The organism is Natrinema hispanicum, assembly GCF_004217335.1.
Classification (GTDB): Archaea; Halobacteriota; Halobacteria; order Halobacteriales; family Natrialbaceae; genus Natrinema; species Natrinema hispanicum.
In genome coordinates, this window is the sequence record NZ_SHMP01000004.1 from 858197 (window position 1) to 882187 (window position 23991).

Below are 23991 nucleotides of genomic sequence, written 5' to 3' on the forward strand. Positions count from 1 at the left end.
CTTTTGTCCGGTAGTATGAACGTTCAGATGTCGAGATCGCCGTACCGGGCAGAACCGTCACGGAACCGTCTGGTTTCAGGTCATTCAGGCCGAAGACGGACGTTCGTTAATAGTGGTCCTGTGGTATCACTACCCATGGACGAAACTGCGTCATCAGTCCGTAACGTCCGCGTTTGGGCAGCACAGGGCCATCTCGGCTGGTGGGTGCTGGGAGCCGTGTTGCTGGCCGTGCTGGGACTCGTCGTGAACCAGTACCTCCCGTGGCTCGTCTTTGGGCTGTTCATCTACTACGTCGCACGGCCGATCACCCGGCGACTCGAGCAGCGGATCGCCTCGCCGACGCTCGTCGCCGCACTGACGCTGCTGCTGATCGTCGTTCCGATCGTCGTGATGATCGGCGCGGTGTTGCTTGTCGCGCTCGGGCAACTAGTGACGACGGTCGCGGACCTCCCGGTCGATAGAATCCTCGCGCAGCTCCCGGTTCAGGTCTCGGAGCTTCCGAACACGCCCTCGGAGGTGTACGACACGACGGTCGTACTGGTTCAGGATCCGTCGATTCAAACCCTGATCGGCTCCGTCGGACAGGCTATCGGGGCTGTCGGTGCAGTGCTATTCAATATGTTTATCTCGCTGCTGATCGCGTTCTTCCTGCTTATCAGCGACCGCAACATCGCCACCTGGTTCGAATCGAACGTGTTTGGCGAGGAGAGCCTGGCAACGGACTATCTCTCGGCCGTCGATCGTGGGCTGAGTTCGGTCTACTTCGGCTACACGATGACGATCTTCGCGGTGATCATCCTCTCGGCGATCATCTACTCGGTGTTCAATTTCTTTGCGCCCGCCGACCTGGCGATTCCCTCAGCGGTGCTGTTCGCCGTCGTCACCGGCCTCTTCACGCTCGTTCCGCTCGTGGGACGGTCGATCGTCTACTTTGCGATCGCTGGAGTCCTTGCTGCGCAGGCAGCGTTGAGTGATCCACGCCTCCTCTGGTTCCCGCTGGTCTTCCTCGCGGTCATGATCGTCGCATTCGACAACCTCGTCCGGACGTACATCCGGCCGTACCTCTCCGGGCGAATGCTCAACACCGGGCTGGTCATGTTCGCGTACCTGTTCGGCCCGCCGCTGTTCGGCTGGTACGGGATCTTCCTCGGGCCGTTCCTGATGCTGTTCATCGTGATGTTCGTCCGGCTGATCCTCCCGGTTCTGGCCAATCCTGATCGTGAGCGCGTCGATGTCGAACGAGGGCACACGCTCGACGAGTTTACCGAGCATGTCCCCGAGCGCGAGAAAGCCCCACCGTCGGATGTCGATCGGACCGACATCGGATCGGGGTGAGAGCCGTCGGCACAAGAGACACCATTGGTGGCATCCGCTCTCGTAATTCGACCAGCGTTCTCGCTTGAGATCCGTCCCCGTTTGCTCCTCGACTGCGAGTTATTCACTTCCTGTCGACCGGTGGCTTTTTTCCACTCGCCTCGAGACGTCTACGTACGCGATCCCCATTCCGACCACTATCACAATTTCGTTACGCATTCCACATTCGATATACTTTTAGGGAGCTACGGTATAGATGCGTGTATGTCAGTGCTAGCGGAGTCCGCCGTCGGGCACGACGAACTCGCCGTGCTCAAACTGCTCGCACTCGAGGGTGGACTCGAGGGCGACGTCAAAATTTCCTGTTCGCATCTCGCCGATCGCCTCGACGCGTCGAGTCAGACCGCCTCCCGTCGGCTTCAGCGCCTCGAGAGCGCCGACTTGCTCGAGCGCGATACCGTCAGCGACGGCCAGTGGGTTGCGGTTACGGAGACCGGCGAGCGGGCGCTTCACGCCGAGTACGAAGACTACCGGCGTCTCTTCGAGACGGACGCACAGATCGCACTCGAGGGCACCGTCACCAGCGGGATGGGCGAGGGTCGCCACTACATCTCGCTGTCGGGGTATCAACGCCAATTCGAGGAACGACTGGGCTACGAGCCGTTTCCCGGCACGTTGAACATTGATCTCCGTGAGGACAGTGTCCGCCGACGCAGCGCCATGGCCTCGCTCGAGCCCGTCCCCATCGACGGCTGGGAGTCCGAAGAGCGAACCTACGGTCCCGCCGTCTGTTATCCCGCGACGATCGAAACCGCCGACGGCGAGGTCTACGACACCGCCCACACCATCGCGCCCGAACGCACCCACCACGACGACGACCAACTCGAGGTGATCGCCCCCGACAAGCTCCGCGAGGAACTCGGACTGGAAGACGGCGATCACGTCACCGTCTCGGTGGGTGATCGCGAATGACGGGCCAAGCCGGTCCACGATCGAACGCCGACGGGGCAACAGCAGGGGCGAGTGCCGCTTCGAGCGCGTTCGACCACGCCCTCGAGTCGCTGCGGACGGGCGAGCCGATCCTCGTCCACGACGCGGCCGACCGCGAGGGTGAGACGGACCTGATCTATCACGCCGACGCTGTGACGCCCGATGCCGTCGCCCGACTGCGCAACGACGCGGGTGGGCTCGTCTGCGTTGCACTGGGCCACGACGTCGCGGAAGCCTTCGATCTCCCCTTCTATTCGGAGGCGGTCGATCACCCTGCGACGGCCGACCACGAGCTCGGCTACGACGACCGCTCGTCGTTTTCGCTGACGGTCAACCACCGCGATACGTACACCGGCATCACCGACGAGGATCGATCGACGACGATCCAGGCGCTCGGCGAGGCCGCTGCCACGCCCGAGGCGACGGATTTCGCCGACGAGTTCCGCGTTCCCGGCCACGTTCACCTACTGAAAGGTGCCCCCGACCTGCTCGCCCAGCGTGAGGGCCACACGGAACTCGCCCTCGCACTCGCTGCGGCCGCCGACCAGTCGCCCGCCATCGTCGTCTGTGAGATGCTCGACGACAACACCGGTGAGGCACTCGCCCCTGACGACGCCCGTGCCTACGCCAAGCGCCACGACTTCGCCTACCTCGAGGGCCGAGACGTCCTCGAGCGGCTCGGGAACGCCACGCGACAATAACGCCCGATCGGACGAATCGTCCCGTTAGACGGATTGTTTTCATACGGTCTGCTGTAACGATGTACCGGCGCACCCGCATGACGGGTCGCGGGTGAGCCGGAAATAACTGACAGGAGTCCGTATCACTCGGTCTCGGCACGTCCGCATGGTGAGTCGTGAATGCGCCGGAATTGACTGACAGCAGTCCGTATGCGCTAGCCTACAGCCGCAAACCGCGAACACTTAGTACGGGGGCTTTCAACAGTTCTAATCATGGGATTCGACGAGATGGACGTCGAGACGATTTGGATGGACGGCGAATTCGTCGACTGGGATGAGGCGCAGGTCCACGTTCTCACGCACGGCCTCCACTACGGGTCGGGCATTTTCGAGGGCGCACGCTGTTATGAGACCGAAAAGGGTCCCGCGCTGTTCCGCTGGGAGGAGCACTTAGAGCGGCTGTTCCATTCCGCAAAGCCCTACGAGATGGACATCAACTTTACGAAGGAGGAACTCACCGAGGCGACGAAAGAACTCATCCGACGCCAGGAACTCCCCTCCTGTTATGTCCGCCCGATCGCCTACTACGGCTACAACTCACTGGGAGTTAGCCCCAAGGACTGCCCGACCCGCACCGCCATCGCGGTCTGGCCGTGGGGTGCCTACCTCGGCGAGGACGCCCTCGAGAACGGCATCGACGTGATGATCTCCTCGTGGCGGAAACACGCCTCGAGTCAGATCCCGACCAACGCCAAGACGACCGGCCTCTACGTTAACAGTATGCTCGCCGGCGAGGAGGCTCGACGCAACGGCTACGCGGAAGCGCTCGTCCTCAACAAGGAAGGCCACGTCGCCGAAGGTCCCGGCGAGAACGTCTTCCTCGTGCGCGACGGTGAGATCTACACGCCCGCCCTCTCGGAGTCGATCCTCGACGGTATCACCCGCGATTCCGTGATTCAGATCGCGGAGGATCTGGGCTACACCGTCCACGACAACGTCTCTATTTCCCGTGGCGAACTCAACACCGCCGACGAACTGTTCTTTACCGGCTCGGCGGCCGAAGTCACGCCCATCCGGAAGGTCGACAACGTCGTCATCGGCGATGGCTCCCGCGGCCCCGTGACCGAAGAACTCCAGCAGAAGTTCTTCGAGATCGTCGAGGAAGCCCCCGACGAGTACGCCGAGTGGTTCGAGTTCGTCGACATCGAATAACCGATTTCCCGCGATAGAACTGGGTATCGGGCTCGAGACGAGCCGCACGACCAAAGTTGGATCTGTTTCTGTCTTCTAAACCTTCGAACATGTGATCGCTGTGGCCGGGAGCGCGGCTCTCGCAGCTGCTCGAGCCGCGCGACTCGGGGAAGGGCAGGCGAGCAACCGTTTCGACCGCGAGCGAAGCCGAAGGCTGAGCGAGCGGGCCGACGACCGATCTGTAAGGGAGGGAGGGGGCCTTTGATCGACACTGAGCGGGAGCGAAGCTCCCGCGAGGTCCGAGAGAGGGTAGCTCTCTCGAGATTTTGCCGAGAGACGTCGCGCTGTGCGGCAGCTCTGCTGCCGTCAGCGCGACAGACTGTGGTTCGAAACGCCTCCGGCGGTTCGTCATCGAGCAAAACATTCGGTTTCGCGGACATCGCGAATCTCCGATTCGCTCAGTCACGAAAGACACAAAGTGTCTTTCGAACGACAGCGCAAAGGTCGTTAGTCGTCGTCGGTCCGGCTCGTCTTCGCTTCGTCGATGACGTCGATCGAGATACCGGCGTCCATGCCACGATGGTTCGCATCGCCGAAGCCGGCACTGAGCACACGCGTCAGCGCGTCCTCGACGTCCTCCTCGAGCTCGGTGATCTCGCTGGGGTCGACTTCGACGACATACCCCGTCGTGATGTTCGGCGAGGTCGGTAGAAACAAGACTTCGCGGCCGTCGTTGGTCACCTTGCCAGTCTTGAACGCCGTCATCCGGAGTCCCTCCCACGTTTCGATCTTGACCGGTTTCTGGAGCGATTCCTGTTCCCCGAAGGCCGTTTCGGCGGCCATCTTCGAGGCGTTGTAGACGACCCGGATCACGGGCACCCGATTCGCCAGGTTGTCGACGAGCCGTTCGACCAGCCCGCCGATGGTCGTCCGCATGAGATAGCCGACCGAAAACGTCAGAATGACGAACACGGTCAGCGCGACGATCACACGGAGGAACTGGGCCACCTGCTCGCGCGTCTGTGCGGCCTGCGCGCTCGAGCCCGAAATGAGCGGCTCGAGCGCGTCGGCGCTGAGAATTAGCCCCGGTGTCAGACCGGCAACCAGTCCGTAAAGCCAATAGATAGCGTAGAGCGTGACGAGAATGGGACCCAGGACGACGAGCCCACTGGCGAAGTCCCGTTTCCACGATGCCATGTCCTGAAACTCACACTACTGGCTAATGAGCCCTTCCCTTTGTCGTATTCCGCTGTCGGCATCGACGGTCGGCTCCGGTCGACGGAGACGTTTCAAGCCACTGGCCTGCAAACCAGGGGGTATGAGCCTCGAGCAGGAGTCCACAGACCGGCGGGCTGATCCGTTGGACGCGTTCCGGCAGTTTTTCGCGCTCGAGCGGGACGTCCTCGTCCTCTCGGTGGCGATGTTCGCCTTTAGTCTTGGCTTCCAGATGACCGGCCGCTATATGGCCGAGTACATGTCGGCGCTGGGGGCATCCGTGTTCGTCATCGGCCTCTTTGGCACGTTCGGGAACGTTATCAGCGCCGTCTATCCGTATCCCGGCGGCGCAATCTCGGATCGGCTCGGCTCGCGATACGCCCTGACGGTTTTTGGCTTCTGCTCGACGCTTGGCTTTGGCATCTGGCTCGTCGCACCCGCCTTGGCAGACGTCACCGTCGGCCCGACGTCGCTTGCGATCGTCGCGATCTTTCTCGGCTTGCTGCTCGCACAGGCGTGGAAATCGTTCGGCCTCGGGGCGACCTTCGCCATTGTCAAACAGGCAGTTCCGCCCTCGCAGCTGGCTGCTGGCTTCGCGAGCACCGAGACGTTTCGCCGGAGTGCCTTCCTCGTTGGCCCGCTGGTCGCTGCCGCGCTGTTCGCGCCGTTCGGCTCGAGTGATAGTGCAGTCCTGGCTGCGTTCCAACTGCTCTTGCTCGTTGCCGTCGGCTTCGGCGTCGTCGGGACAATCATCCAGCACGTCCGCTACAGCGCCGACGAAGGCAACATCGGGAAGGAGTTCGAGGGGCTCTCCCAGCTCGTCACCGATCTCCGTGCGATGCCCGACGAACTTCGCCCCTTGCTAATCGGCGATACGCTGGTTCGTTTCGCCAACGGGATGGTCTACGTCTTTTTCGTCATTGTCGTCACCCGGTTTCTCGAGGTTGGCCTCTCACTGTCGCTGCCGGTGGTTGGCACGATTTCCCTCTCGCCGCAGTCGTACTTCGGGCTCTTACTGGGCCTCGAGATGGTCGTCGCCCTGCTGACGATGGTGCCGGTCGCGAAAGCTGCCGAACGCGTCGGGCTAAAGCCAGTCGTCGCGCTCGGGTTCGTGGTCTATGCAGTCTTTCCGGTCCTGTTGATCAACGCACCCGCCGATCCGGCCGTCCTCGCAGTCCTCTTTGCGTTCTCGGGGCTTCGGTTCGCGGGTTTGCCGGCCCACAAGGCACTGATCGTCGGCCCCGCCGAACGGGGTGCTGGCGGCCGGGTGACCGGCGCGTACTACCTCCTGCGGAACGTAGTCGTCATTCCGAGTGCCGCGCTTGGTGGCCTGCTCTGGGACGGCATCTCGAACCCGCTGACGGGCGCACAAGTGTTCGCCGGTGATCCGGTTGTCGCCTTCACCATTGCGACGGGGATCGGCCTCGTCGGCACCGCGTACTTCCTGCTATTCGGCGAGGAGTTCGATGCATATCGATAGCGACGCTAACCCACGATACCCCGGCGGCTGCTTTGACGCCTCACGGACTACGGATCGAAGTTCGATGTAGTCACGTGGATGCTGTCGCGGGAAGTGTAAACGAGATCGTCGTCCCTTCGCCGGGATCGGAATCGACCCAGATGTCCCCGCCGTGGCGCTCGACGATCCGCTTACAGAGTGCCAGCCCGATTCCCGTCCCAGCGTGCTCGTCGTAACTGTGTAGCCGCTGGAACACCTCGAAGATGCGCTCCGTGTCGTCCGGGTCGATCCCGATCCCCTCGTCGCAAACCGAGATGACCCAGTTTTCGCGATCACGCGTGGCCGAGATCTCGATCGCCGGCGGCTCGTCGCCGCTGTAGGTGATCGCGTTCGACAGCAGGTTCTGAAAGACCTGCCGGAGCTGGCTGACATCGCTCTCGACATGAGGCAGATCCTCGATTACGATCGTTGCGTCATGTTCGTCGATCCGTATCTGGAGGTCCGCGAGGACGTCCTGAACGACGACGGTCAGGTCGACGGGCTCAAGTGGATTGCCTCGCGTCTCGATCCGGGAATACTCGAGGAGGGCATCGATCATCTCACGCATCCGTTCTGCGCCGTCGACAGCGAACTCGAGAAACTCCGTGCCGTCATCGTCGAGGACGTCACCGTAGCGCTGCTCGATCAACTGGAGGTAACTCGTGACCATCCGCAGCGGTTCTTGAAGGTCGTGGGAGGCGACGTATGCGAACTGTTCTAAGCGCTCATTGGACGCCTCGAGCTTCCGGCGGTACTGCTCGCGCTCAGTGATGTCTTGTATCATGAGCATCCCGGCATAGATCTCGTCGCCGGCGTTCCGAACGGGAAGCGTATACGCCAGGAGCTCTCGGCCGTGGTATGTCGTTTCGAACGAGGTCGATTCGCCATCGAAGACGGCACGGAAGTGGGGTTCGATCTCCTCGACGAAGTCGGCGGGATAGCGCTCGGAGATGGGTGTGCCAACGATGTCGTCTGTGGGAATCTCGAGGTCGTCGAGTAGCTCTCCGCCGACGACAGTGTAGGTCAGGTCCTCGTCATAGAGCGCGACTGCACCGTTCGGGAAGTTCTCTGCGAGGGTGCGGTACCGACGCTCGCTTTCCTCGAGCGCCTGTTCGTGCTCTTTGCGCTCCGTCATGTCGCGGACGACGCCGACTCGTTCGCGCATGTCGCCCGACAACAGCGAGAACGTCGCCTCAGCCGGAACGCGATTTCCGTCCGCTGTTCGGATCGCTGCTTCGACCATCGGCTCCTCGGCGGTTCCTGCCGCCAGTTCCGACTCCACCTCTTTGGCCTGCTCGATGGTCTCGTCGTCGCCGACGAGGGAGACGTGCGACCCGAGCAGTTCAGTTCGGGAGTAGCCGGTCAGGTCCGTGTACGCGTCGTTGACCATCGTAAATCGGCCGTCCTCGTCGACCACGTAGATGCCGTCGTTGACGGTTTCGACGATCGTCTCGTACTGCTCGAGTTCGCGCTCGTGTTCAACGCGGTCAGTGACGTCACGGACGGTGCCGATTCGGCCCCGCTCACCGTCGTCGAACTCGAATAGCGTGAACCGGCTCTCGACGATAATCGGATCGCCAGTGGCCAAATATAGTTCCTCTTCGAAGACCGCGACTGACGACCCAGTGGCCTCCATTTCGGCCTGTTTGGCGTTGGCGATCTCGACGTACTTCTCGCCAAAGACGAGTTCCGCGTGCGATCCGATAAGTTCGTCGTGGTCGTAGCCAGTCAGCGACGCGAACGCGCTATTGACCGTCGTGAACTGGTGGTCTTCATCGAGGAGGTAGACGCCATCTCCAACGGTCTCGACGATGCGTTCGTACCGCTCGAGGTCGTGTTCGTATGCTTTGCGGTCAGTGATGTCTCGCGTGACACCGACACGTCCAATTTCGTCGCCGGTCTCGAGGCGGACGAACTTGTTGTGGACCGTGAGCGTCTCACTGCCGGGGTCGGTGATGTCCGTCTCGAACTCGATCGAATCACACTCGTCGGCGACCAGTTTGCGCCATTCCGGCTCATCCGTGTCGACGAACCGGTCCCCGAAGAAGACGGAGCCGTGCGCGCCGAGGAGTTCCGCTCGGGTGTGTTCGCTCATCGAGACGAACGCGTCGTTGACGAAGACGAACCGCCCCTCGTGGTCAGTCGTATACACGCCGTCGTCGACGGTCTCGGCGATGCGCTCGAAGCGCTCTAACTCTCGCTCGCGAGTCTTGCGCTCGGTCACGTCACGGACGGAGACCGTAATACCGGTCTCGGAGGGAAAGAGTGTCGCTTCAATCCACGAGTCAAGCGTGTCGTCGTAGCGGTCGTAGCGCGTCGATTCCTGGGACTGCATCGCCGTCTGAAACGCTGCTCGGACCGTGTCGTTCTCGGCGGCAGAGGGGAATACGTCCCAGAGGCGCTCGCCGAGCAGGTCGCCTTCTGAGCGGTGCAAGAGATCCTCGGTGGGACCGTTGATGTAGGTGAATCTGAACTCGTCGTCGACCGCGTAGACCGCGTCGGAGATCCTGTCGAGCGTGCGCTGAAGTGTTCGCTGGCGCTTCGTCTCGGAGCGATCTCGAGCGATGCCGATCGTTCCCCGAAACTCGCCCCCCTCTTGGAGCGGAGTGAGCCGTAGTTCGCATGGAATCGTCTTCCCGCCTGCGGTGTGAACGGCGAGCTTGACGGTCCCAATGGTATCGTCGTCCGTTTCGAGACTGCTCGAGATTTCGCGGTTGATCCGGTCGACATCGTCGTCGGCGAGAAGGAGAGAGATGTGTTCGCCGAGGAGGTCATCGCTGTCGTAGCCGGTCACCTCGACGAGCGTCTCGTTTACCGCTACGAAGGTCCCGTCGGTATCGAGCTGGTAGATTCCGTCGTCAACCATCTCGACCAGCATCCGATATCGCTCAAGCGCCACCTCGTCGTCGGCATCGGCCCAGAATACCTCATTTGTGGCGTCCGCCCGTGTGCTCATTACGCCATAGTGGCCAGTGACAGGCATAAGCTACTCGCCGGTCGTGAGATCCGTCGTCCGGCTCTCGTGCTCTCGAATTTGACGCTTCCCAGTGCCGTTCGGTTCGCTAATACTGTCGGACAGAACTATTTGAAGATCGCTCGCTCAGATTCGGCCATCACCGCCGGCAACAGCCGGTTTTCACGAGCGACTTCTCACTGACTTCTGTCCAACAGTATAACCGCCGGCGAAACCGGTCTGGAGCTACGAGATGAACGGCCGGTAGTAGTACGGGCTGACAAAGCCCTCGAGAACCGCCGCGACCGCAAGCAGGATTCCGATTCCAATCAGGACCCAAAACGCTCGCTCGAGCGTATCCGCAAGCGCCGTCCGACCGGCGCGTCCTCGCCACGTTCGCCAAGCGCTCCCACCGACGGAGACTCCGAGTGCGCCTGCGACAAGGATCGCCGGAATCTCGAGGATGCCGTGTGGGAGGACGAATGCGGCAAGTTCGAGCGGATCGACCTCGAGTCGGGCGAAAATGCCGAGGCTGACGCCATTAAACAGCAACGACACGATCGCCGGGATCGCGAACGCGGCTCCGGCGTAGGCTGTCGTGAGTGCGACCAGCCAGTTGTTGCCGAACAGGTTCGCTGCCATCGTCGGCGGGAACTCTCCCTCGAGACGGGCCGCGATCGAGGCCTCGAACGTGCCAACGAAGGGGCCGGCGGCCGCCCATCCCATCCAGAACCCGAGGAGGCCGAGGGCAGCGGCGAACAGGTGGGTTCCGGGGTGCGTCCGGACGAACCCGATCAGTTCCTGCCAGCCGCGACGGAGTCCGGCCCGAATCCCGTCGCGAAGCGATCGCGTCGGTGGCTCCGGGGGTCGCAATCGATCCCGATAGCCACAGTAGATGGCAGTCTTCAACAGATCCAGCGCCGGCATGGCAATCAGCGCAGAGAGCAGCGAGCCGACGGTAACGATATCGACCAGTGAAAACAGGCCCGTAATCGTCGAGAGCGCAACGAGCACGCCGATCGCGAGCACGTAGTAGAACACCGCGTTCACCGGCTGTGCGCGAACGAATCCGAGGACGTTCCGGAGGGCGGCAAACACGCCTGCGTCGTCGACGACGATCGCGACCGGCGCAAACGCAAAGAGGGCACGAACGACGAGCAAGCTGAGGAACGCGATGAACGCGCCCAGTAGGACGATGGGGATCGCGACGGCCCCCGAACCGGCCGCAAGCGAGACGCCGCCGGCGAACAGCGCCGTGCCGACGCCGACGGCACCGAGGACGATCGCCCAGCACAGCAACTCGAGGACGAACAGTCCGAGAACCCGACGCCAGAACCGGGATGCACCGTCGAGCCCGATTCGGAGTCCGCGACTCCCACGGAGCCGGCCAGTAACAGGCCGACAGCTGGCCTGCGGCGACGACGGCGGACAGCACTGCAAACACTAGCACGCTCGCGACGACCGAGACGCCGGCGAGTGCGAGCAACGGCGGCGTCACGAGCAGGTCAACAAGCGGGTCGAGTCCGCTGGCCCACGTCTCGAACGCCTCTGGATTCGCGTTGGGGTTCGGCGGCGACCCGAGGCCGGTCAGGTGGGCGCGGATCGTCTCGAGTCGACCGGTCGCCGAGAGCTGCAGGTAGGCAACGCCGAGCGCGAGCAGTGGCACGACACGGACGATCGCGGGGACCGCAGCGCCGAGAAGGTACAGCGGCAGGAGATCAGACGGCCGACGACGGAGGACAGCAACGACGGCGGTAACGAAATCTGACAGAGCCATACTGGCCCTTTGCGTTTATATCAGTTAAATAACTACACTCGCCGATCCGCCGAACTATGAGTCTGCAGGTTCGATCAGCCACCGTTCGGGGTCACGGCAAACCAGCGTGTGGCTCGAGCGTGAAGCCACTGGGGCCGGTGCAGTCCGGTAGTGACGCCGACCCCGGCAATTGACGACTCGGCGCTTACGTCGCTCGAGGCAATACAATCGTGTATGGTTACCACAATTTCGCCAGACCGACTCGCGGAGTTGCAAGACGAGGACGCCGATTTCGTCCTCGTCGACACCCGTCCGGAAGACAGCTACGAGTCATGGCATGTCTCCGGAGCGGTTCACTTCCCGTTCGGCTCCGAGGAGGAACTCGACGGCAAGCTCGAGGACCTGCAAGACGTTGTCGGCGACACCGACCGCGTGATCGCCATTTGTGCGAAGGGGATCTCCTCGAGCAATCTGGCGACGCGCTTGGAGTCGGCGACCGACGAGTTCGACGTTGCGGCCGTCGAGGGCGGTATGAAGGGCTGGAGCGGCGTCTATGACCGCGCCGAAGTCAACGTCGGCGAGGGGGTGACGATCGTCCAACTCCAGCGACGTGCGAAGGGCTGTCTGGGCTATCTCGTCGGCTGTGCCGAGACGGGCGAGGCCGTCGTCGTCGATCCGACCGCAGACACCGACGAGTACGAAGCCGCTGCTGAGGAAGCCAATCTCACGATTACGGGCGTGATCGACACACACGTCCACGCTGACCACATCTCCGGCGGTCGCCAGTTGGCCGACGACCTCGATGTTCCCTACTACCTCGGCGAGCACGCCAGCGAGCGCGACGTCGAACGCGAGTACACTCTGCTCGAGCACAACAAGGTCTTCTCCGTTGGCGACCGCGAGCTCAAAGCCCTCCATACGCCGGGCCACACGAGCGAGATGATCTCCCTGCTGGTCGACGACCGCGCGTTGCTGACCGCCGACACGCTCCACGTCGACTCGACGGGCCGGACGGAACTCGAGTTCAGGGGGAGCGAGGCGCGTAGCGCCTCGGAAGACGCGAGCGGTGAAACCGCGAGCAGAGGCGAAGGCGAGAAAGGGGCACGCATGCTCTACGAGACGCTCCACCGGACGGTCCTGACCGAACCCGAGAGCCTCGTCGTCCTCCCGGGACACGTGACGGTCACCGCCGACGGTGAGTTCGAACACGGCGCGCCCGGCGAGCCGATCCGGACGACGATCCGCGACGCGCGGACGGGTATCGATCTGCTCGGACTCGCGGAAGACGCGTTCGTCGATCGCATGGCCGACGCCGGCGAGAAGCCGTCGAACTACGAGGAGATCATCGAGTTCAACCGCGGTGTCACTGCGATTCCGCCGGAAGACCGGGTCGAACTCGAGCTCGGGCCGAACAACTGCTCGGCCTGATCGGACTGGTCGTCCGACGGTATTACCGCGAGTAGGTCTCGAGCCGATCGATCCGATCGTCCTCGAGTTCGAAGAAGTCCGCGAACTCGAACAGCGTCGTCCCGTCGTCGGTCACGCGGCCGCGCACTGCGACGCAGTCGTCCCCGACGACGATCGACGCGAGGTCGTGGCTGGTGTCAGGGTTCGGTCGCTTCTCGCGCATGAACGCGACAAACGTCTCGCGGTCCTCGAACGTGCGGTCGGGACGGCGCTGTGAGAACGCTGGCGAGAGGACTTCCTCGAGCGCGCCGTAGTCGTGCTCGTCGAGCGCGTTGTAATACCGACGGACGACAGTCGCGCTCTCGTCCGTCGCGGCGTCCGTCACGTCCGACTCCGGATCCATATCACCGCATTCGTCGCCATCGACAAAAGCGTACGACTCCGGGCCCGAACCGTGTGCTTTTCTCGCGCCCGTTCGTATCCCCTTGCGTGGAGTGTCACGTCTACTACGAGGGCGACGACGACCCCGATAAGTGTACCGCGCGTCGCCTCGAGAAGTTCGACAAAGCGACCCTCTATCGGTCGATGGGGCAGGTACCCTACGGGATCGTGCTCAATCCCCACGCCGAGCAGGCGCTGTCGCCGGCCGACGCTGACGACGGGCTGGGGACGCTGGTCGCCCTCGACTGCTCGTGGGAGTCCGCTGAGGCGGCCTCGTTCAAGATGCGCGGAATTCATCGGGCACTCCCCTTTCTCGTCGCCGCGAATCCGATCAACTACGGCCGCCCGTTCCAGTTGACGACCGTCGAAGCGCTCGCTGGTGCGGCCTGTATCCTCGGTGACTGGGAGTTAGCCGAGGACATCCTCGAGCCGTTTCGCTGGGGCGAGACCTTCCTGACGCTCAACGAGGAACCGTTGCGCCGCTACAGCGAGTGTACGGACTCGAGCGAGGTCGTCGCGGTCCAGGACGATTATCTGGCCGACGAGGAGTGACAGCCCCACTGGAACAGGTTGTCGCGATCGTCTTACTCATCCGACGACGGCGTCGTACGGCGTGCGAGCCACGACTCGTAGCCGGCGTAGCCGAGCGCGATCGCGGCGAATAGACCGAGATAAATAGTAAAAACCATCGCTCGCCCGCTAGCCGCTGTTTCCGCTTGGCTCGCCAGCGCGGCGAATCCGACCGCTGTCGCGAAGAATCCGACCCCGATCGCGGCCAGCACGATTCGCATCGGGCGCGTCGTGCCAGCCGTCTTCGGCTCCGCGGTTGGGGTTGCGGCGAGGCCCGCCTCGAGCGTCTGTTCGACTGTCTCGACGTGCCGATCCGGAACCGGAACGACCACCGGGTTCCCTCGCACTCGGCGAAGCACGACGAGCCGCCACCGTGACAGCGGCCCCAGCGGAACCCGCCAGACGCCGGTGACGTTCTCGAGACCCACGACAGTCGCGCCACCGAACCGGTCGTCGTCGCCGAGGGTCAGTCGTCGTTCCCGTGGCTCGAGTGCAACCGGCGTCGTGAGCAGACTGCCGACCATGACCGTGACCAGCACAGCGGCGACGAAGACCGCCAACAACTCGGCTGCGATGGCGATCGCAGTCACGATGAGGAGCGCGCCGACGACCGCAGAGAGGGCGACACCGCGTTTCGTGACGCGGCCCCTCGTGTGCTGTTCGAGCCACTTCGACCCGTTCGACCCGTAGTTCACGAGGAGCCACAGATATAGCAGCGACAGTGGCCCGCCGACAAGTGCGAGGACCACGAGCACCGCCAGCACCGTTACGTCGACCGTCCCGAAGATGATGACCGCCAGACCGCCACTCAGGGCCAGAAGGCCGGCTCCGCCAAAGAGACCGTACGGCGCGTACGTCGCGAGCCGCGAGAGCCAGCTTTCACGCGGGTCGAACGTCCATCGAACCGGATCGGTCGCCATTATCGGCCACTTCGTGTTGCCTGCACCTAACTGTTAGTTCCTGAACTAGTCGCTCGAGACGCGAACGCCCCGATCGGATCACAGCGATTAAATGCTCCACGAGCAAAGGCAAGGTATGGCCAGTTTCGACGTCGCCGAGAAACGGATGCTCGAGAAGCAGATCTGCATGCGCTGTAACGCTCGCAACTCCAAAGACGCCAAGCGCTGCCGCAAGTGCGGCTACAAGAAGCTTCGCCCCAAGGCGAAGGAAGCGCGCGCGGCATAATCGAGCGAGCAGTTTTCTCACATCAGTTCCACTCGAGCATAGCTGCAGCACCCGGTACGCACAGCGCTCGCGGTCCTACTCGTCGGGGTACTTCGGCGCTCGCTTTTCGGCCCGCTCGAGCGCCGTCTCGACCACATCGCGCACATCGCCGTGGAAGACGCCGCCGTGGCCCGCGTACATGTGTTCGACAGTATCGGGCATCCGCTCGAGAAGGTCTTGAATGCTCTCGATGAGTCGCTCTCGGGATTGGCCGGCCATGTCGGTGCGGCCGAAGCTGCCGTAGTCGAACGCACCGTCATCGTGGACGACCACGTCGCCGGAGAACAGCGACGACTCAGAGACGAGCGAGACGTGGTCGTCGGCGTGGCCCGGCGTGTAGACGACCTCGAACTCCTCGTCACCGATCACGACCGTGTCGCCGTCGTCGATCGCGTGGGTACGCATCGGATGGTCGGCGTAGGCGTACACCTCGGGGTCGAACGCCTCCACGACCGCCTCGAGCTGGGCGACGTGGTCGCCGTGCTGATGGGTCATGACGACAGCCTCGGGCCCGTCGGTGTGGTGCCGAATCTCGTCGACGATGCCCTCCATGGAACCGGCGTCGATCAGTGTCGGCCGGTCGTCGACAGCCAGATAGACGTTACAGGTGAACGTCTCCGCGTTCTCGGTGACGTGGTGAACCTCCATACAGGAGTCGTCGACGGCCGAGGGCAAAAACGGTATCATCGATGACTGCTCTGGACCGTCCGACAGTTCTCCGGTCGGTCCACTATATGACGAGATAGTTATATCCAATGCTCGGACCGGTCGTGTTGGGCCACCTCCGGAACGTCCCGGCGACTTGGCGATCCCTAATAAACCAGTGACCACTGAATTTTTCAATCCGAACCGCATAATGGACACTGTATGGGATTCGGGAGCTACGACGAATCCGAGCAGCAGGAGGTAGACGCTGATTTTGACGACGATGACGCAGTCAAGTCGGGATCGAACAGCCACAACGGAACCATCGAGTTCGAAAACGGCGCATCGAGCGACGAACTCCTCGATCGGCTCAAGGAGATCAAAGACGAAGACGAGACCTGATGAAGTCCGGGGTGCGGGCGCTGGGCATCGCCGAATCGTACCGCGGCGATCGAGGTCGAAGTACGCTCGCCGGTGCCGTCGTTCGCGTCGACCGCGTCTGTGACGGCCTCGCGTACAGTTCCTGTCATGTCGGAGGCACCGACGCGACTGATGCCGTTCTCGGACTGCTCGACGACCTCGAGCGACCGGACGCCCGGTACGTCATGCTCGGCGCTGTCGCCCCCGCATGGTACAATATTCTCGACCTGTCTCGGATTCACGAGGCAGCCGAGCGACCGGTGATCGCCGTCACCTTCGAGGCGAGCGACGGACTCGCGGCCGGTCTTCGTGACGCGTTTTCGGGTCCCGAACTCGAGGCACGCCTCGAGACCTACCGGGCACTGCCCGAGCGACGCGAATTATCGCTCGACGGCGACACCGTCTACGTCAGAGCCGCCGGCCTCGAGCCCGACGAGGTAGACGAGACCGTTCGAGCGTTTACGCCCGCAGGTGGCCGTCCGGAGCCGATTCGCGTCGCCCGGCTGGCGGCTCGCGCGGCCGATTCGTACGCCCGGTCGCTCGAGTGACAGCGATTGCGACGGTGACCGGCACCTGCATCCCGAAAGAGGTAGAAGGTGACCGCGTGAGCCACCAGTATGGGAGAGATGGAAGATCTCCGTGTCACGGAGTGTACGCGCTGTCCGGCGTTGGTCGACTCGCGGAGCCAGATCGTCAACGGTGTCGGTCCCGAGGACGCCGACCTGCTGTTCGTCGGCGAAGGGCCCGGGGCCAACGAAGACGAACAGGGCGAACCGTTCGTCGGCCGCAGTGGCTCGGTCCTCGACGACGGCCTCCGAACCGTCGGTCTCGCACGCGCTGATGTTCGGATCACTAACTGCGTGCGCTGTCGGCCCCCTGAAAACCGCGATCCGACGACCGAGGAACTCGAGCACTGCCGGGACTACCTCGAGCGCGAGATCGACCACCTCGATCCCGAGGTGATCGTCACGCTGGGGAAAGTTCCGAGCGAACACCTCCTCGATCGGTCGGTCGCGGTCACCAAAGAAGCAGGCTCGCTCGAAGAGGTCCGGATCAACGGGACGCCGCAGCGACTGCTGATCTGTGTCCACCCGGCGGCGACGCTGTACGATCGCAGTCAGGCGGAGACGTTCGAGAACGCACTTCAGCGGGCAGCAGACCTCGCGGGCGTCGACGATAGTGAGGGAGGGCAAACGCGACTCGACGGCTTTTGAGAGCCGGCAGTCGGACCCGCGTTACACTTCGCTCGAGGAGCTGAAGTCGACGAAGGCAGCTAGAACGCGTCGGTTTCGACGGTAACGTCGCCCATCATTGTATTGTGCGATGTGTACCATACAGCCAAATGCATTGCGAATCGGGTGTCGAGATGAAGAGTCGAATACATCACGGTTTCGGGATGAGAACTGACTAGAGTTGGAGCCCGTCACAGAGCGTAGTCGACACCTTCAAATACAGTTGTGCCCACTTGCTACTATATTAGCTGTGTATGAGTAATGTAGAACGGACCACAGACGACACGTGGTCGCGGATCGCGACCACGATCGAATTCTTCGGACCACAGTGGTTCGGATCGACGATGGGGACCGGCGTGCTTGGTATCGCGCTGGCGCTGGTCGCCGCACGGGCCGATCTCGCCCCCGTCGCGACGCTCGCCATGGCGTTCGTCGGCTTGACAGCGGTCGCGACGGTCACGTACCTGATCCCGTGGTGCTTGCGACTGGTCCTCTATCCCAACCGGGTGTGGGCTGACTTGACCCACCCGATCCGGAGCCAGTTCTTCCCGACGATGCCGATCACGCTGATCGTGCTTGGCGTCGGCATCGCCCAGACGATGGGCGGGTTCCTGTCAGCGGCGACGCTTCGGCCGCTCCTGACCGGCCTGTTTGCCGCCGGGAGCGTCGGCATCTTCGGCTTTGGCTTCCTGCTGGTCACGCTCATGTTCACCAACGACCGGATCGGTCCCGACGATGGCGTCTTCGCGTGGTATATCCCACCGGTGTCTCATCTCGTGATTCCGCTGCTCGGATTCCTGCTTGCCAGTGAGTACTACGCCGGCACGCTCGTTGGTCAGACGATCTTCACCGTCTCAGTGATCGCCCTCGGCGTGGGGACCTTCCTGTTCCTGTTTTTCGGCTCGATCGTCCTCTACCGGTATGCCTACGAGACGCTGCCCCACGAAAAACTCGCCCCGACGTTCGCCATCGGACTCGCGCCGACATCCGTCCTCGTCATCGATCTCGCGCGACTCACCCACGCGTTACAGGCTGGTGTCGGCTTCGACATCGCGGTCGCACCGCTGGTGCCACTTTTGAAGCTGCTAGCGCTGTTACTGTGGGGCTTTTCGGCCTGGTGGTTCGTCCTGACGGGCGCGCTCGTCGCCTACTACGTCACACGTCGGACCCACCCGTTTTTCTTCACGTGGTGGGCCTACACCTTCCCGATTGGTGCGTTCGCCGTCTCGGCCGACGTGCTTGCACATTTCCTCGGTGTCGCGGTTTTCGGCCACGTCCTGCTTGGAGTGACGGCGCTGCTGCTGGTCATCTGGACGATTACCGCAGGACAGACCTTTCGACTCGTCGCCCGTGGCCGCGCGTTCACAGGTGAGTAACCAGCTGCCGTGTTGCCGATACCAGACGCGGGACCCGATCGGTGACTCGTCGTCCGCGCAGTCGAGCCGTCGCAACACCAGCTCCCGGATCGAAGTCGTGACGACGAGTTCGATCGTCTCGCCGGCGGCGGTTCGGACCTCGAAGACGCAGTGGTCATCCCGGCCGGTAATCGACTCGAGCGCGGAGTGTGGTGACCGATCCGTGTCGATCAGTAGTCGCCAAGCACACCGAGGCGTCGCGCCCGGCGGGTCGCATACTGGAAGACGACATACCCAAGCGCCAGATAGCCGGCCGCAGTGCCGAACAACAACGTGAGGTCGAACGCTGTGAACTCCCAGAGACGGATACCGTCGACCATCGTCCGCTGAAGGAGGGCGCTGCCGTGGGCAAGCGGGAGCACCTGCATCCACCCGAGGTCGAACGCGGGAGCGGAGATGAGAACGATGAACCCGAACTGGAGGAGGTTCAGCCAGTTGCCGATCTGTTTGTAGAGCACCGTCACCCCACCGGCTGCGAGCCCGAGCCCGAGCACCGAGACGATGCTCAGCGTCGCGACGACGACGATCGTAAGCAGGTTCAGTTGGAGCGTCGTGCCGGTGAGAAGAATCATCACGACCAGAATGACCGTCGAGGTAATGAACGTCCGGACAATCTTCGCGACGCCTTTCAATAGTGCCACGGGTGCGAACCCGAACGGCGTCATCACGTGGCGCTCGAGGGTTCCCCACTGGACCTCGCTCGCGATGTCGTTCGAGATCGAGGAGTACGCGCCCACCGACAGCGTCCACAGGAAGTAGCCGACGATGATCCCCTCGATCGAGTCGGTCAGCGCTTGTCCGGCGATCATCTGTCCGCCATAGAAGAGGACGCCGAAGAAGAACACCGAGATGACGATGCCGCCGATCGCGTTGGCGGGATAGCGGACGAAGATCAGAAATTCGCGGGAGAGCACTGCTCGTGCGAGGTGATAGTAACCGGCCGGCCGCGGCGTTTCATCCGTTCCCTGCTGGCTGGCCATTATCGGTCCCTCCCGGCCGTCAAGTCGACGAAGACGTCCTCGAGATCCGGTTCGATCGTTCGGACGCCCTCGAGGGAGACATCTTCGGCGCGGAGGTGGGCCAACAGCGTGTACAGTCCATCGCTGTCCGTCGTCACGGTGATCCGGTGCCCTCGCTCGCGCGGTTCGACGCTGATCGTCTCGAAGCGCTCCTCAAGGGTCGAGACGATGGCCGAATCGAGATCGCGACTCGTAATCTCGATGGAGTGCAAATCGGAGCCTGACAGCAGCGCGTCGACGGTGTCGTCCGCGATGACCCCGCCGTTGGACATAATGAGGACGCGGTCACACACCGTCTCGACGACATCCATGTCGTGGCTGCTGAGCACGACGGTGAGAGCTTCTTCCTCGACGAGGCGTCGCAGTTCCCGCTGAAGCGTTCGCGAACTTTCGATATCCAGTCCAAGGGTCGGCTCGTCGAGGAACACAACCTCGGCACCGCCAGCGAGGACGCTGGCCAACGAGACTTTTTGTTTCATCCCTCGCGACAACTCACGAACGGGAACGTCCGCTTTCTCCGCAAGTCCCAACTGTGTCAGAAGCCGCTCGTGGCGGCCACGAACCGAATCCGGGTCGACGCCGCTGATCGTCGCGAAGTACCGCAGATTCTCCCTGACGGTCAACCGCCAGTAGTCGTTCCGGGCTCCCTCGAGCATCGCATCAACGTGTGCGTATGCGTCTCGAGGGCGTTCATAGACATCGACGCCGTTGATCCGAACGGACCCCTCATCTGGAAGCACCATGCCCAGAATCGACTTGATGAGCGTCGTTTTTCCGGCACCGTTCGGTCCCAACAGACCGACAATCGAGCCGGTTTCGATGTCGAAGGAAACGTCGTCGACGGCGATAACGGACGCCGTTCCGTCACCGAAGCGCTTTCGCAGACCAGTAACGGAAACAGCGATGCCGCTGTCCTCCGTCGACGGTGTATTAACATGGGAAGAGCGGTCCGACAGCGGATCGTTTCCCTCGCTGCGGGTCCCATCATCGAGCGACAGCCGATCGGCGGCGCTCACGGCCGATCGGTCACCGAGACGGTGATCGACGGGCTCACCGTTTGGCTGCCGCTCGTTTTCCCGCGCGGTCACGAGCGCTATTTAAGTACCCCAGCTACAAAAGTGCGAGGCCAACGCCTTCGGCAGCCGTTGAACGGTGAGAGTCAACGGTATATTGCCGACGACTGATTACAGGGAGTCCACATTAAAGCCCCACCATCAAAGACCGAGGCGCGTATGCGCCGAGAGAGTAGATGGGTAGTTTACAGGTCCTCGAGCCATCCGAAGGAAACGTCTTCGTCGTCGATCGAACCGACGTAGGGTTTCACGTCGATGACGGGCGTTCCATCGACGAGATCGAGTCCTTTGACGTGCAGCGTCGTCCCGTCGCGCTCGAGCAACTCGACGGTGGTCTGGGCGAGTGGGTTCGGTCGGTGGGGGCTCCGCGTCGCGAAAGTGCCGACTTCGATATCGTCGGCGTGTGGCGGCCGAGCAATCGGTCGATACTCGTCGATCTCGTCCAAGTGGGCGAAGACGACGATGTGTGAGAAGTCCTCGATTCCCTCGAGGCCGTCTTCGTAGTCGTCCTTGAGGACGATTTCGCCGGTCGTCTCGTCGACCGCGTCGTGGTCGACGGCTGCAGGCGTGTCGTACGGTGAGCGAACGTGTCCGATTGGGGTGAACGTGATGGTCATGGTTGTCGTGTGTCTGTGATTTGAAGTGGATTACTGTGCGTGCGATTCAGTAGGGCGGCCTGTCTTCGAGACCGAAAGCACCGCGGCGGCTGCGACGAGCGGGAACACGGCAAGCACGCCAAAGAGCAGCGAGTAGGAGCTGCTTGAGAGAAGCCAGCCGGCCAGTGAGGCACCGAGTGCGCCGATTCCGAAGTTGACGGTAAAGACGAGCCCGAAGCCGATGCCCTGTCCCGCGTCAGGCGTGTGTTTCGCGACAAGTGACGATTGGAGCGGCGCGAGCGTAAAGAGGAGGGCACCGAAGACGAGCCCGACCCCGATGACGGCAGTGCCGGAGAGGCCACCCAGGGCGAGCAACGCAAGACTCGTCGCGGCGAAGACGCCAAGCAGGACGCGTTCGATCTCGAAGCGTTCGCCGAGGTGGCCGCCAACGATCTGACCGACTGACCCGGTCAGCAGGATTAGCGAGTAGAGCCACTGGCCAGCACCGACGGACGCGCCGGCGAGATCCAGACTCGGCAGCGACGACAGCGTGTCGATGAACTGCGGGAGGAAGGTCAGTGTACCGCGGTAGTAGATCCCCGCGAACACATAGACGGCGATGATCCCGAGGAAGACGGGAGTGACGAGCGCACGGAGCTGGGTGAGGACGTCACCGAGCGAGTGCGCCGACGCCGTGTGGTCGTTCGAATCCGAGGGGCCACGGAGCGCAAAGAGCACGCCGAATCCCAGCAGTGGGACCGCGAGCAGTCCGAGGACGGTTCGCCAGTCGCTGACCGCGAGTCCGGCGGTGATGAGCAATGGCCCGATACCGATTCCGAGATTCGCACCGATGCCGTGGTAGGCAAAGCCCTTGCTCGGTGCCTCCGCCTCACGGCTGATGAAGGCAAGCGCCGGCGGATGGTAGAACCCGGCACCGACGCCTGCCAGCGCGACCACGACTGCCAACGCCGCGAACGAATCGATGAAGGGAACGGCCAGGAACACCCCACCGGTCAACAGCAAGAAGCCGGTGATCACCGTGTCCGCACCAAACCGATCGCTGAGAATGCCGGACGGAAGCGCCATGGCTCCGTACAACCCGGTCATGAGCGTTACGAGCAGTCCCAGTTCGTACGTCGTCACCTGGAACTCGGCGATCCAGATGGGGATAAACAGCGGAATCGAGAGGATGACGAGGTGATCGAGTGCGTGTGCCCCCGTCGTATAGCCGATGAGCCGCTGGTCCGCTGCCGGGATGCCACGCGCGTCGAAGACATCTCGTATCGTTTGTCTAAGTCGTATTAGTCTTGTATTCGCCACGCAATTGTTATTCAGTCTCCGGTTGTTAATAGTGCCTTCGGTACCGGAGACAGCTGCTGTCCTCGAGGGATGTCGATTCCTGCATTTAAATGGCTCCTTCCGGTGATTATTGAACTCGAGAGAACTATGATCGAAACCATACTGGGGCTGTGTTACCAACGAGAACACCGCCCCCACGCATCAATCTTCATCTCAGTATTCACAATAATGAACAATATTTCGGCGGATACGAGAGCGGGGCTCACCATCGATGGCAGCCGCCCGGCAGTGCTGGCTGTGGGCACCCCCTCGCCCCGTGAGGATGATTGCCCGAATGGCAATTCACTTGAACGGGCCACACCGAGTAGACGTATGAGCACCGTTTCGTCCCCACCGGAGGAGACGCTTGCCTCCGTCGTCATCGTCGACTACGGGCTTGGAAACCTCCGTAGTGTCACTCGTGGCTTAGAGCGTGCAGGTGCCGACGTCGAGATCACCGACGACCCTGCGGCTTTCCACGACGCCGACGGCGTCGTCCTTCCGGGCGTCGGCGCGTTCCGCGAAGGTGTCGAGAACGCCGATCCGCTTCGTGAGGACCTCCTCGAGGTCGCCGAAAGCGGCACGCCGCTGTTCGGTATCTGTCTCGGCATGCAGATGCTGCTCACGACGAGTGAAGAGGGCGAAACCGACGGCGAGTCGGCCGTCCAGGGACTCGATCTGATCCCCGGCACGAACGTCCGATTCGCTGAAGGCCAGAAGGTACCCCATATGGGCTGGAACGAACTCGAGGTCGAGCGCGAGCACCCGCTCGTGGAAGGCGTCGACGGGAACTATGCCTACTTCGTCCACTCCTACTACGCGGCCCCCGACGACGAGCACGCCGTCGTCGCGACGACGGAGTACGGACGGGAGTTCCCCTCGATCGTCGCAAATGAGGCAGGCAACGTCTTCGGCACGCAGTTCCACCCCGAAAAGAGTGGCGAGACCGGACTACGGATTCTGCAGAACTTCGTGGAAATCTGCGCTGAAGAATAACGCTACTGCGTATTCGAT

The 23991-nt window shown here is 62.6% G+C and carries 22 protein-coding genes and 2 pseudogenes; 13 read left to right on the top strand and 11 right to left on the bottom strand.

Annotated elements, in window-relative coordinates:
• The first annotated feature begins 135 nt into the window (after window positions 1-135).
• The 4 genes from BDK88_RS11080 to BDK88_RS11095 all read left to right on the top strand — a co-directional run bounded on the left by BDK88_RS11080 (window position 136) and on the right by BDK88_RS11095 (window position 4196).
• Complete coding sequence (locus BDK88_RS11080) at window positions 136-1335, top strand: AI-2E family transporter (RefSeq protein WP_130500432.1); 1200 nt, start codon at window positions 136-138, stop codon at window positions 1333-1335.
• A 243-nt stretch (window positions 1336-1578) separates the two neighbouring features.
• Window positions 1579-2286 (top strand): DUF120 domain-containing protein, encoded by a 708-nt coding sequence (locus BDK88_RS11085; protein ID WP_130500433.1) that lies wholly within the window; start codon window positions 1579-1581, stop codon window positions 2284-2286.
• Window positions 2283-3005, top strand: a complete 723-nt coding sequence (gene ribB / locus BDK88_RS11090; RefSeq protein WP_130500434.1) for a 3,4-dihydroxy-2-butanone-4-phosphate synthase — start codon at window positions 2283-2285, stop codon at window positions 3003-3005. Before BDK88_RS11085 ends, ribB begins: the two co-directional genes overlap by 4 nt.
• 252 nt (window positions 3006-3257) lie before the next feature.
• A complete protein-coding gene (locus BDK88_RS11095) occupies window positions 3258-4196 on the top strand; it encodes a branched-chain amino acid transaminase (RefSeq protein ID WP_130500435.1) in 939 nt (312 codons plus the stop codon).
• A gap of 486 nt (window positions 4197-4682) precedes the next feature.
• Here BDK88_RS11095 and BDK88_RS11100 read toward each other — a convergent pair whose 3' ends face one another.
• Entirely contained in the window at window positions 4683-5372 is a 690-nt protein-coding gene (locus BDK88_RS11100) for a DUF502 domain-containing protein (RefSeq protein ID WP_130500436.1), read from the bottom strand.
• Between the two features lie 121 nt (window positions 5373-5493).
• Here BDK88_RS11100 and BDK88_RS11105 point away from each other — a divergent pair, with 121 nt between their 5' ends.
• Window positions 5494-6870, top strand: a complete 1377-nt coding sequence (locus tag BDK88_RS11105; RefSeq protein ID WP_130500437.1) for an MFS transporter — start codon at window positions 5494-5496, stop codon at window positions 6868-6870.
• Window positions 6871-6940: 70 nt separating this feature from the next.
• Here the strand turns inward: BDK88_RS11105 and BDK88_RS11110 are convergent, their stop codons facing one another.
• Window positions 6941-9844, bottom strand: coding sequence for a PAS domain-containing sensor histidine kinase (locus BDK88_RS11110; protein ID WP_165396951.1), 2904 nt, complete (start codon window positions 9842-9844; stop codon window positions 6941-6943).
• A 243-nt stretch (window positions 9845-10087) separates the two neighbouring features.
• A pseudogene (locus BDK88_RS11115) lies at window positions 10088-11618 on the bottom strand (stage II sporulation protein M).
• Between the two features lie 213 nt (window positions 11619-11831).
• Between BDK88_RS11115 and BDK88_RS11120 the strand changes: the two are divergent.
• On the top strand, window positions 11832-13025 hold the full coding sequence (locus BDK88_RS11120; protein ID WP_130500439.1) for an MBL fold metallo-hydrolase: 1194 nt from the start codon (window positions 11832-11834) through the stop codon (window positions 13023-13025).
• Between the two features lie 22 nt (window positions 13026-13047).
• Here BDK88_RS11120 and BDK88_RS11125 read toward each other — a convergent pair whose 3' ends face one another.
• Window positions 13048-13407 carry a nuclear transport factor 2 family protein gene (locus BDK88_RS11125; protein WP_130500440.1) on the bottom strand — a complete coding sequence of 120 codons (360 nt, stop codon included), beginning with the start codon at window positions 13405-13407 and terminating at the stop codon, window positions 13048-13050.
• 86 nt (window positions 13408-13493) lie between these two features.
• Between BDK88_RS11125 and BDK88_RS11130 the strand changes: the two genes are divergently transcribed.
• Window positions 13494-13997, top strand: coding sequence for a DUF367 family protein (locus BDK88_RS11130; RefSeq protein ID WP_130500441.1), 504 nt, complete (start codon window positions 13494-13496; stop codon window positions 13995-13997).
• Between the two features lie 32 nt (window positions 13998-14029).
• Here the strand turns inward: BDK88_RS11130 and BDK88_RS11135 are convergent, their stop codons facing one another.
• Window positions 14030-14935, bottom strand: a complete 906-nt coding sequence (locus BDK88_RS11135; protein ID WP_130500442.1) for a hypothetical protein — start codon at window positions 14933-14935, stop codon at window positions 14030-14032.
• Window positions 14936-15050: 115 nt separating this feature from the next.
• Here BDK88_RS11135 and BDK88_RS11140 point away from each other — a divergent pair, with 115 nt between their 5' ends.
• Window positions 15051-15200 (top strand): 50S ribosomal protein L40e, encoded by a 150-nt coding sequence (locus BDK88_RS11140; RefSeq protein WP_008014099.1) that lies wholly within the window; start codon window positions 15051-15053, stop codon window positions 15198-15200.
• A gap of 75 nt (window positions 15201-15275) precedes the next feature.
• On the opposite strand, the gene BDK88_RS11145 is transcribed toward BDK88_RS11140, so the two are convergent.
• Window positions 15276-15887, bottom strand: coding sequence for an MBL fold metallo-hydrolase (locus BDK88_RS11145; protein WP_130500443.1), 612 nt, complete (start codon window positions 15885-15887; stop codon window positions 15276-15278).
• Between the two features lie 219 nt (window positions 15888-16106).
• On the opposite strand from BDK88_RS11145, the gene BDK88_RS11150 reads away from it, so the two are divergent.
• The 4 genes from BDK88_RS11150 (at window position 16107) to BDK88_RS11165 (ending at window position 18912) form a co-directional block, all read left to right on the top strand.
• A complete protein-coding gene (locus tag BDK88_RS11150; protein WP_130500444.1) occupies window positions 16107-16286 on the top strand; it encodes a DUF5786 family protein in 180 nt (59 codons plus the stop codon).
• Complete coding sequence (locus tag BDK88_RS11155) at window positions 16286-16852, top strand: endonuclease dU (RefSeq protein ID WP_130500445.1); 567 nt, start codon at window positions 16286-16288, stop codon at window positions 16850-16852. Before BDK88_RS11150 ends, BDK88_RS11155 begins: the two co-directional genes overlap by 1 nt.
• Before the next feature lie 69 nt (window positions 16853-16921).
• Window positions 16922-17518 carry a uracil-DNA glycosylase gene (locus tag BDK88_RS11160; RefSeq protein WP_130500446.1) on the top strand — a complete coding sequence of 199 codons (597 nt, stop codon included), beginning with the start codon at window positions 16922-16924 and terminating at the stop codon, window positions 17516-17518.
• 272 nt (window positions 17519-17790) lie between these two features.
• Complete coding sequence (locus tag BDK88_RS11165; protein ID WP_130500447.1) at window positions 17791-18912, top strand: TDT family transporter; 1122 nt, start codon at window positions 17791-17793, stop codon at window positions 18910-18912.
• A 6-nt stretch (window positions 18913-18918) separates the two neighbouring features.
• Here the strand turns inward: BDK88_RS11165 and BDK88_RS22330 are convergent.
• The 5 genes and pseudogenes from BDK88_RS22330 to BDK88_RS11185 all read right to left on the bottom strand — a co-directional run.
• A pseudogene (locus BDK88_RS22330) lies at window positions 18919-19125 on the bottom strand (DUF7861 family protein); the annotation flags it as partial.
• Entirely contained in the window at window positions 19122-19931 is an 810-nt protein-coding gene (locus BDK88_RS11170; RefSeq protein ID WP_130500448.1) for an ABC transporter permease, read from the bottom strand. The gene BDK88_RS11170 and the pseudogene BDK88_RS22330, both read right to left, overlap by 4 nt.
• On the bottom strand, window positions 19931-20926 hold the full coding sequence (locus tag BDK88_RS11175) for an ABC transporter ATP-binding protein (RefSeq protein ID WP_242611668.1): 996 nt from the start codon (window positions 20924-20926) through the stop codon (window positions 19931-19933). Before BDK88_RS11175 ends, BDK88_RS11170 begins: the two co-directional genes overlap by 1 nt.
• Window positions 20927-21228: 302 nt before the next feature.
• On the bottom strand, window positions 21229-21660 hold the full coding sequence (gene tsaA / locus BDK88_RS11180) for a tRNA (N6-threonylcarbamoyladenosine(37)-N6)-methyltransferase TrmO (protein ID WP_130500450.1): 432 nt from the start codon (window positions 21658-21660) through the stop codon (window positions 21229-21231).
• 30 nt (window positions 21661-21690) lie between these two features.
• Window positions 21691-22959, bottom strand: a complete 1269-nt coding sequence (locus tag BDK88_RS11185; protein WP_165396952.1) for an MFS transporter — start codon at window positions 22957-22959, stop codon at window positions 21691-21693.
• 351 nt (window positions 22960-23310) lie between these two features.
• On the opposite strand from BDK88_RS11185, the gene hisH reads away from it, so the two are divergent.
• Entirely contained in the window at window positions 23311-23973 is a 663-nt protein-coding gene (hisH, locus tag BDK88_RS11190; protein WP_130500452.1) for an imidazole glycerol phosphate synthase subunit HisH, read from the top strand.
• Window positions 23974-23991 lie beyond the last annotated feature (18 nt).

Bases quoted from the DNA above. Each gene is read 5' to 3' on its own strand.
- BDK88_RS11150 (WP_130500444.1), top strand. From the start codon at position 16,107: ATGGGATTCGGGAGCTACGACGAATCCGAGCAGCAGGAGGTAGACGCT.
- BDK88_RS11160 (WP_130500446.1), top strand. From the start codon at position 16,922: ATGGGAGAGATGGAAGATCTCCGTGTCACGGAGTGTACGCGCTGTCCG.
- BDK88_RS11155 (WP_130500445.1), top strand. From the start codon at position 16,286: ATGAAGTCCGGGGTGCGGGCGCTGGGCATCGCCGAATCGTACCGCGGC.
- BDK88_RS11110 (WP_165396951.1), bottom strand. From the start codon at position 9,844: ATGAGCACACGGGCGGACGCCACAAATGAGGTATTCTGGGCCGATGCC.
- BDK88_RS11145 (WP_130500443.1), bottom strand. From the start codon at position 15,887: ATGGAGGTTCACCACGTCACCGAGAACGCGGAGACGTTCACCTGTAAC.
- BDK88_RS11080 (WP_130500432.1), top strand. From the start codon at position 136: ATGGACGAAACTGCGTCATCAGTCCGTAACGTCCGCGTTTGGGCAGCA.
- ribB (WP_130500434.1), top strand. From the start codon at position 2,283: ATGACGGGCCAAGCCGGTCCACGATCGAACGCCGACGGGGCAACAGCA.
- BDK88_RS11140 (WP_008014099.1), top strand. From the start codon at position 15,051: ATGGCCAGTTTCGACGTCGCCGAGAAACGGATGCTCGAGAAGCAGATC.
- BDK88_RS11135 (WP_130500442.1), bottom strand. From the start codon at position 14,935: ATGGCGACCGATCCGGTTCGATGGACGTTCGACCCGCGTGAAAGCTGG.
- BDK88_RS11085 (WP_130500433.1), top strand. From the start codon at position 1,579: ATGTCAGTGCTAGCGGAGTCCGCCGTCGGGCACGACGAACTCGCCGTG.
- BDK88_RS11095 (WP_130500435.1), top strand. From the start codon at position 3,258: ATGGGATTCGACGAGATGGACGTCGAGACGATTTGGATGGACGGCGAA.
- BDK88_RS11170 (WP_130500448.1), bottom strand. From the start codon at position 19,931: ATGGCCAGCCAGCAGGGAACGGATGAAACGCCGCGGCCGGCCGGTTAC.
- hisH (WP_130500452.1), top strand. From the start codon at position 23,311: ATGAGCACCGTTTCGTCCCCACCGGAGGAGACGCTTGCCTCCGTCGTC.
- BDK88_RS11105 (WP_130500437.1), top strand. From the start codon at position 5,494: ATGAGCCTCGAGCAGGAGTCCACAGACCGGCGGGCTGATCCGTTGGAC.
- BDK88_RS11100 (WP_130500436.1), bottom strand. From the start codon at position 5,372: ATGGCATCGTGGAAACGGGACTTCGCCAGTGGGCTCGTCGTCCTGGGT.
- BDK88_RS11165 (WP_130500447.1), top strand. From the start codon at position 17,791: ATGAGTAATGTAGAACGGACCACAGACGACACGTGGTCGCGGATCGCG.
- BDK88_RS11125 (WP_130500440.1), bottom strand. From the start codon at position 13,407: ATGGATCCGGAGTCGGACGTGACGGACGCCGCGACGGACGAGAGCGCG.
- BDK88_RS11120 (WP_130500439.1), top strand. From the start codon at position 11,832: ATGGTTACCACAATTTCGCCAGACCGACTCGCGGAGTTGCAAGACGAG.
- tsaA (WP_130500450.1), bottom strand. From the start codon at position 21,660: ATGACCATCACGTTCACCCCAATCGGACACGTTCGCTCACCGTACGAC.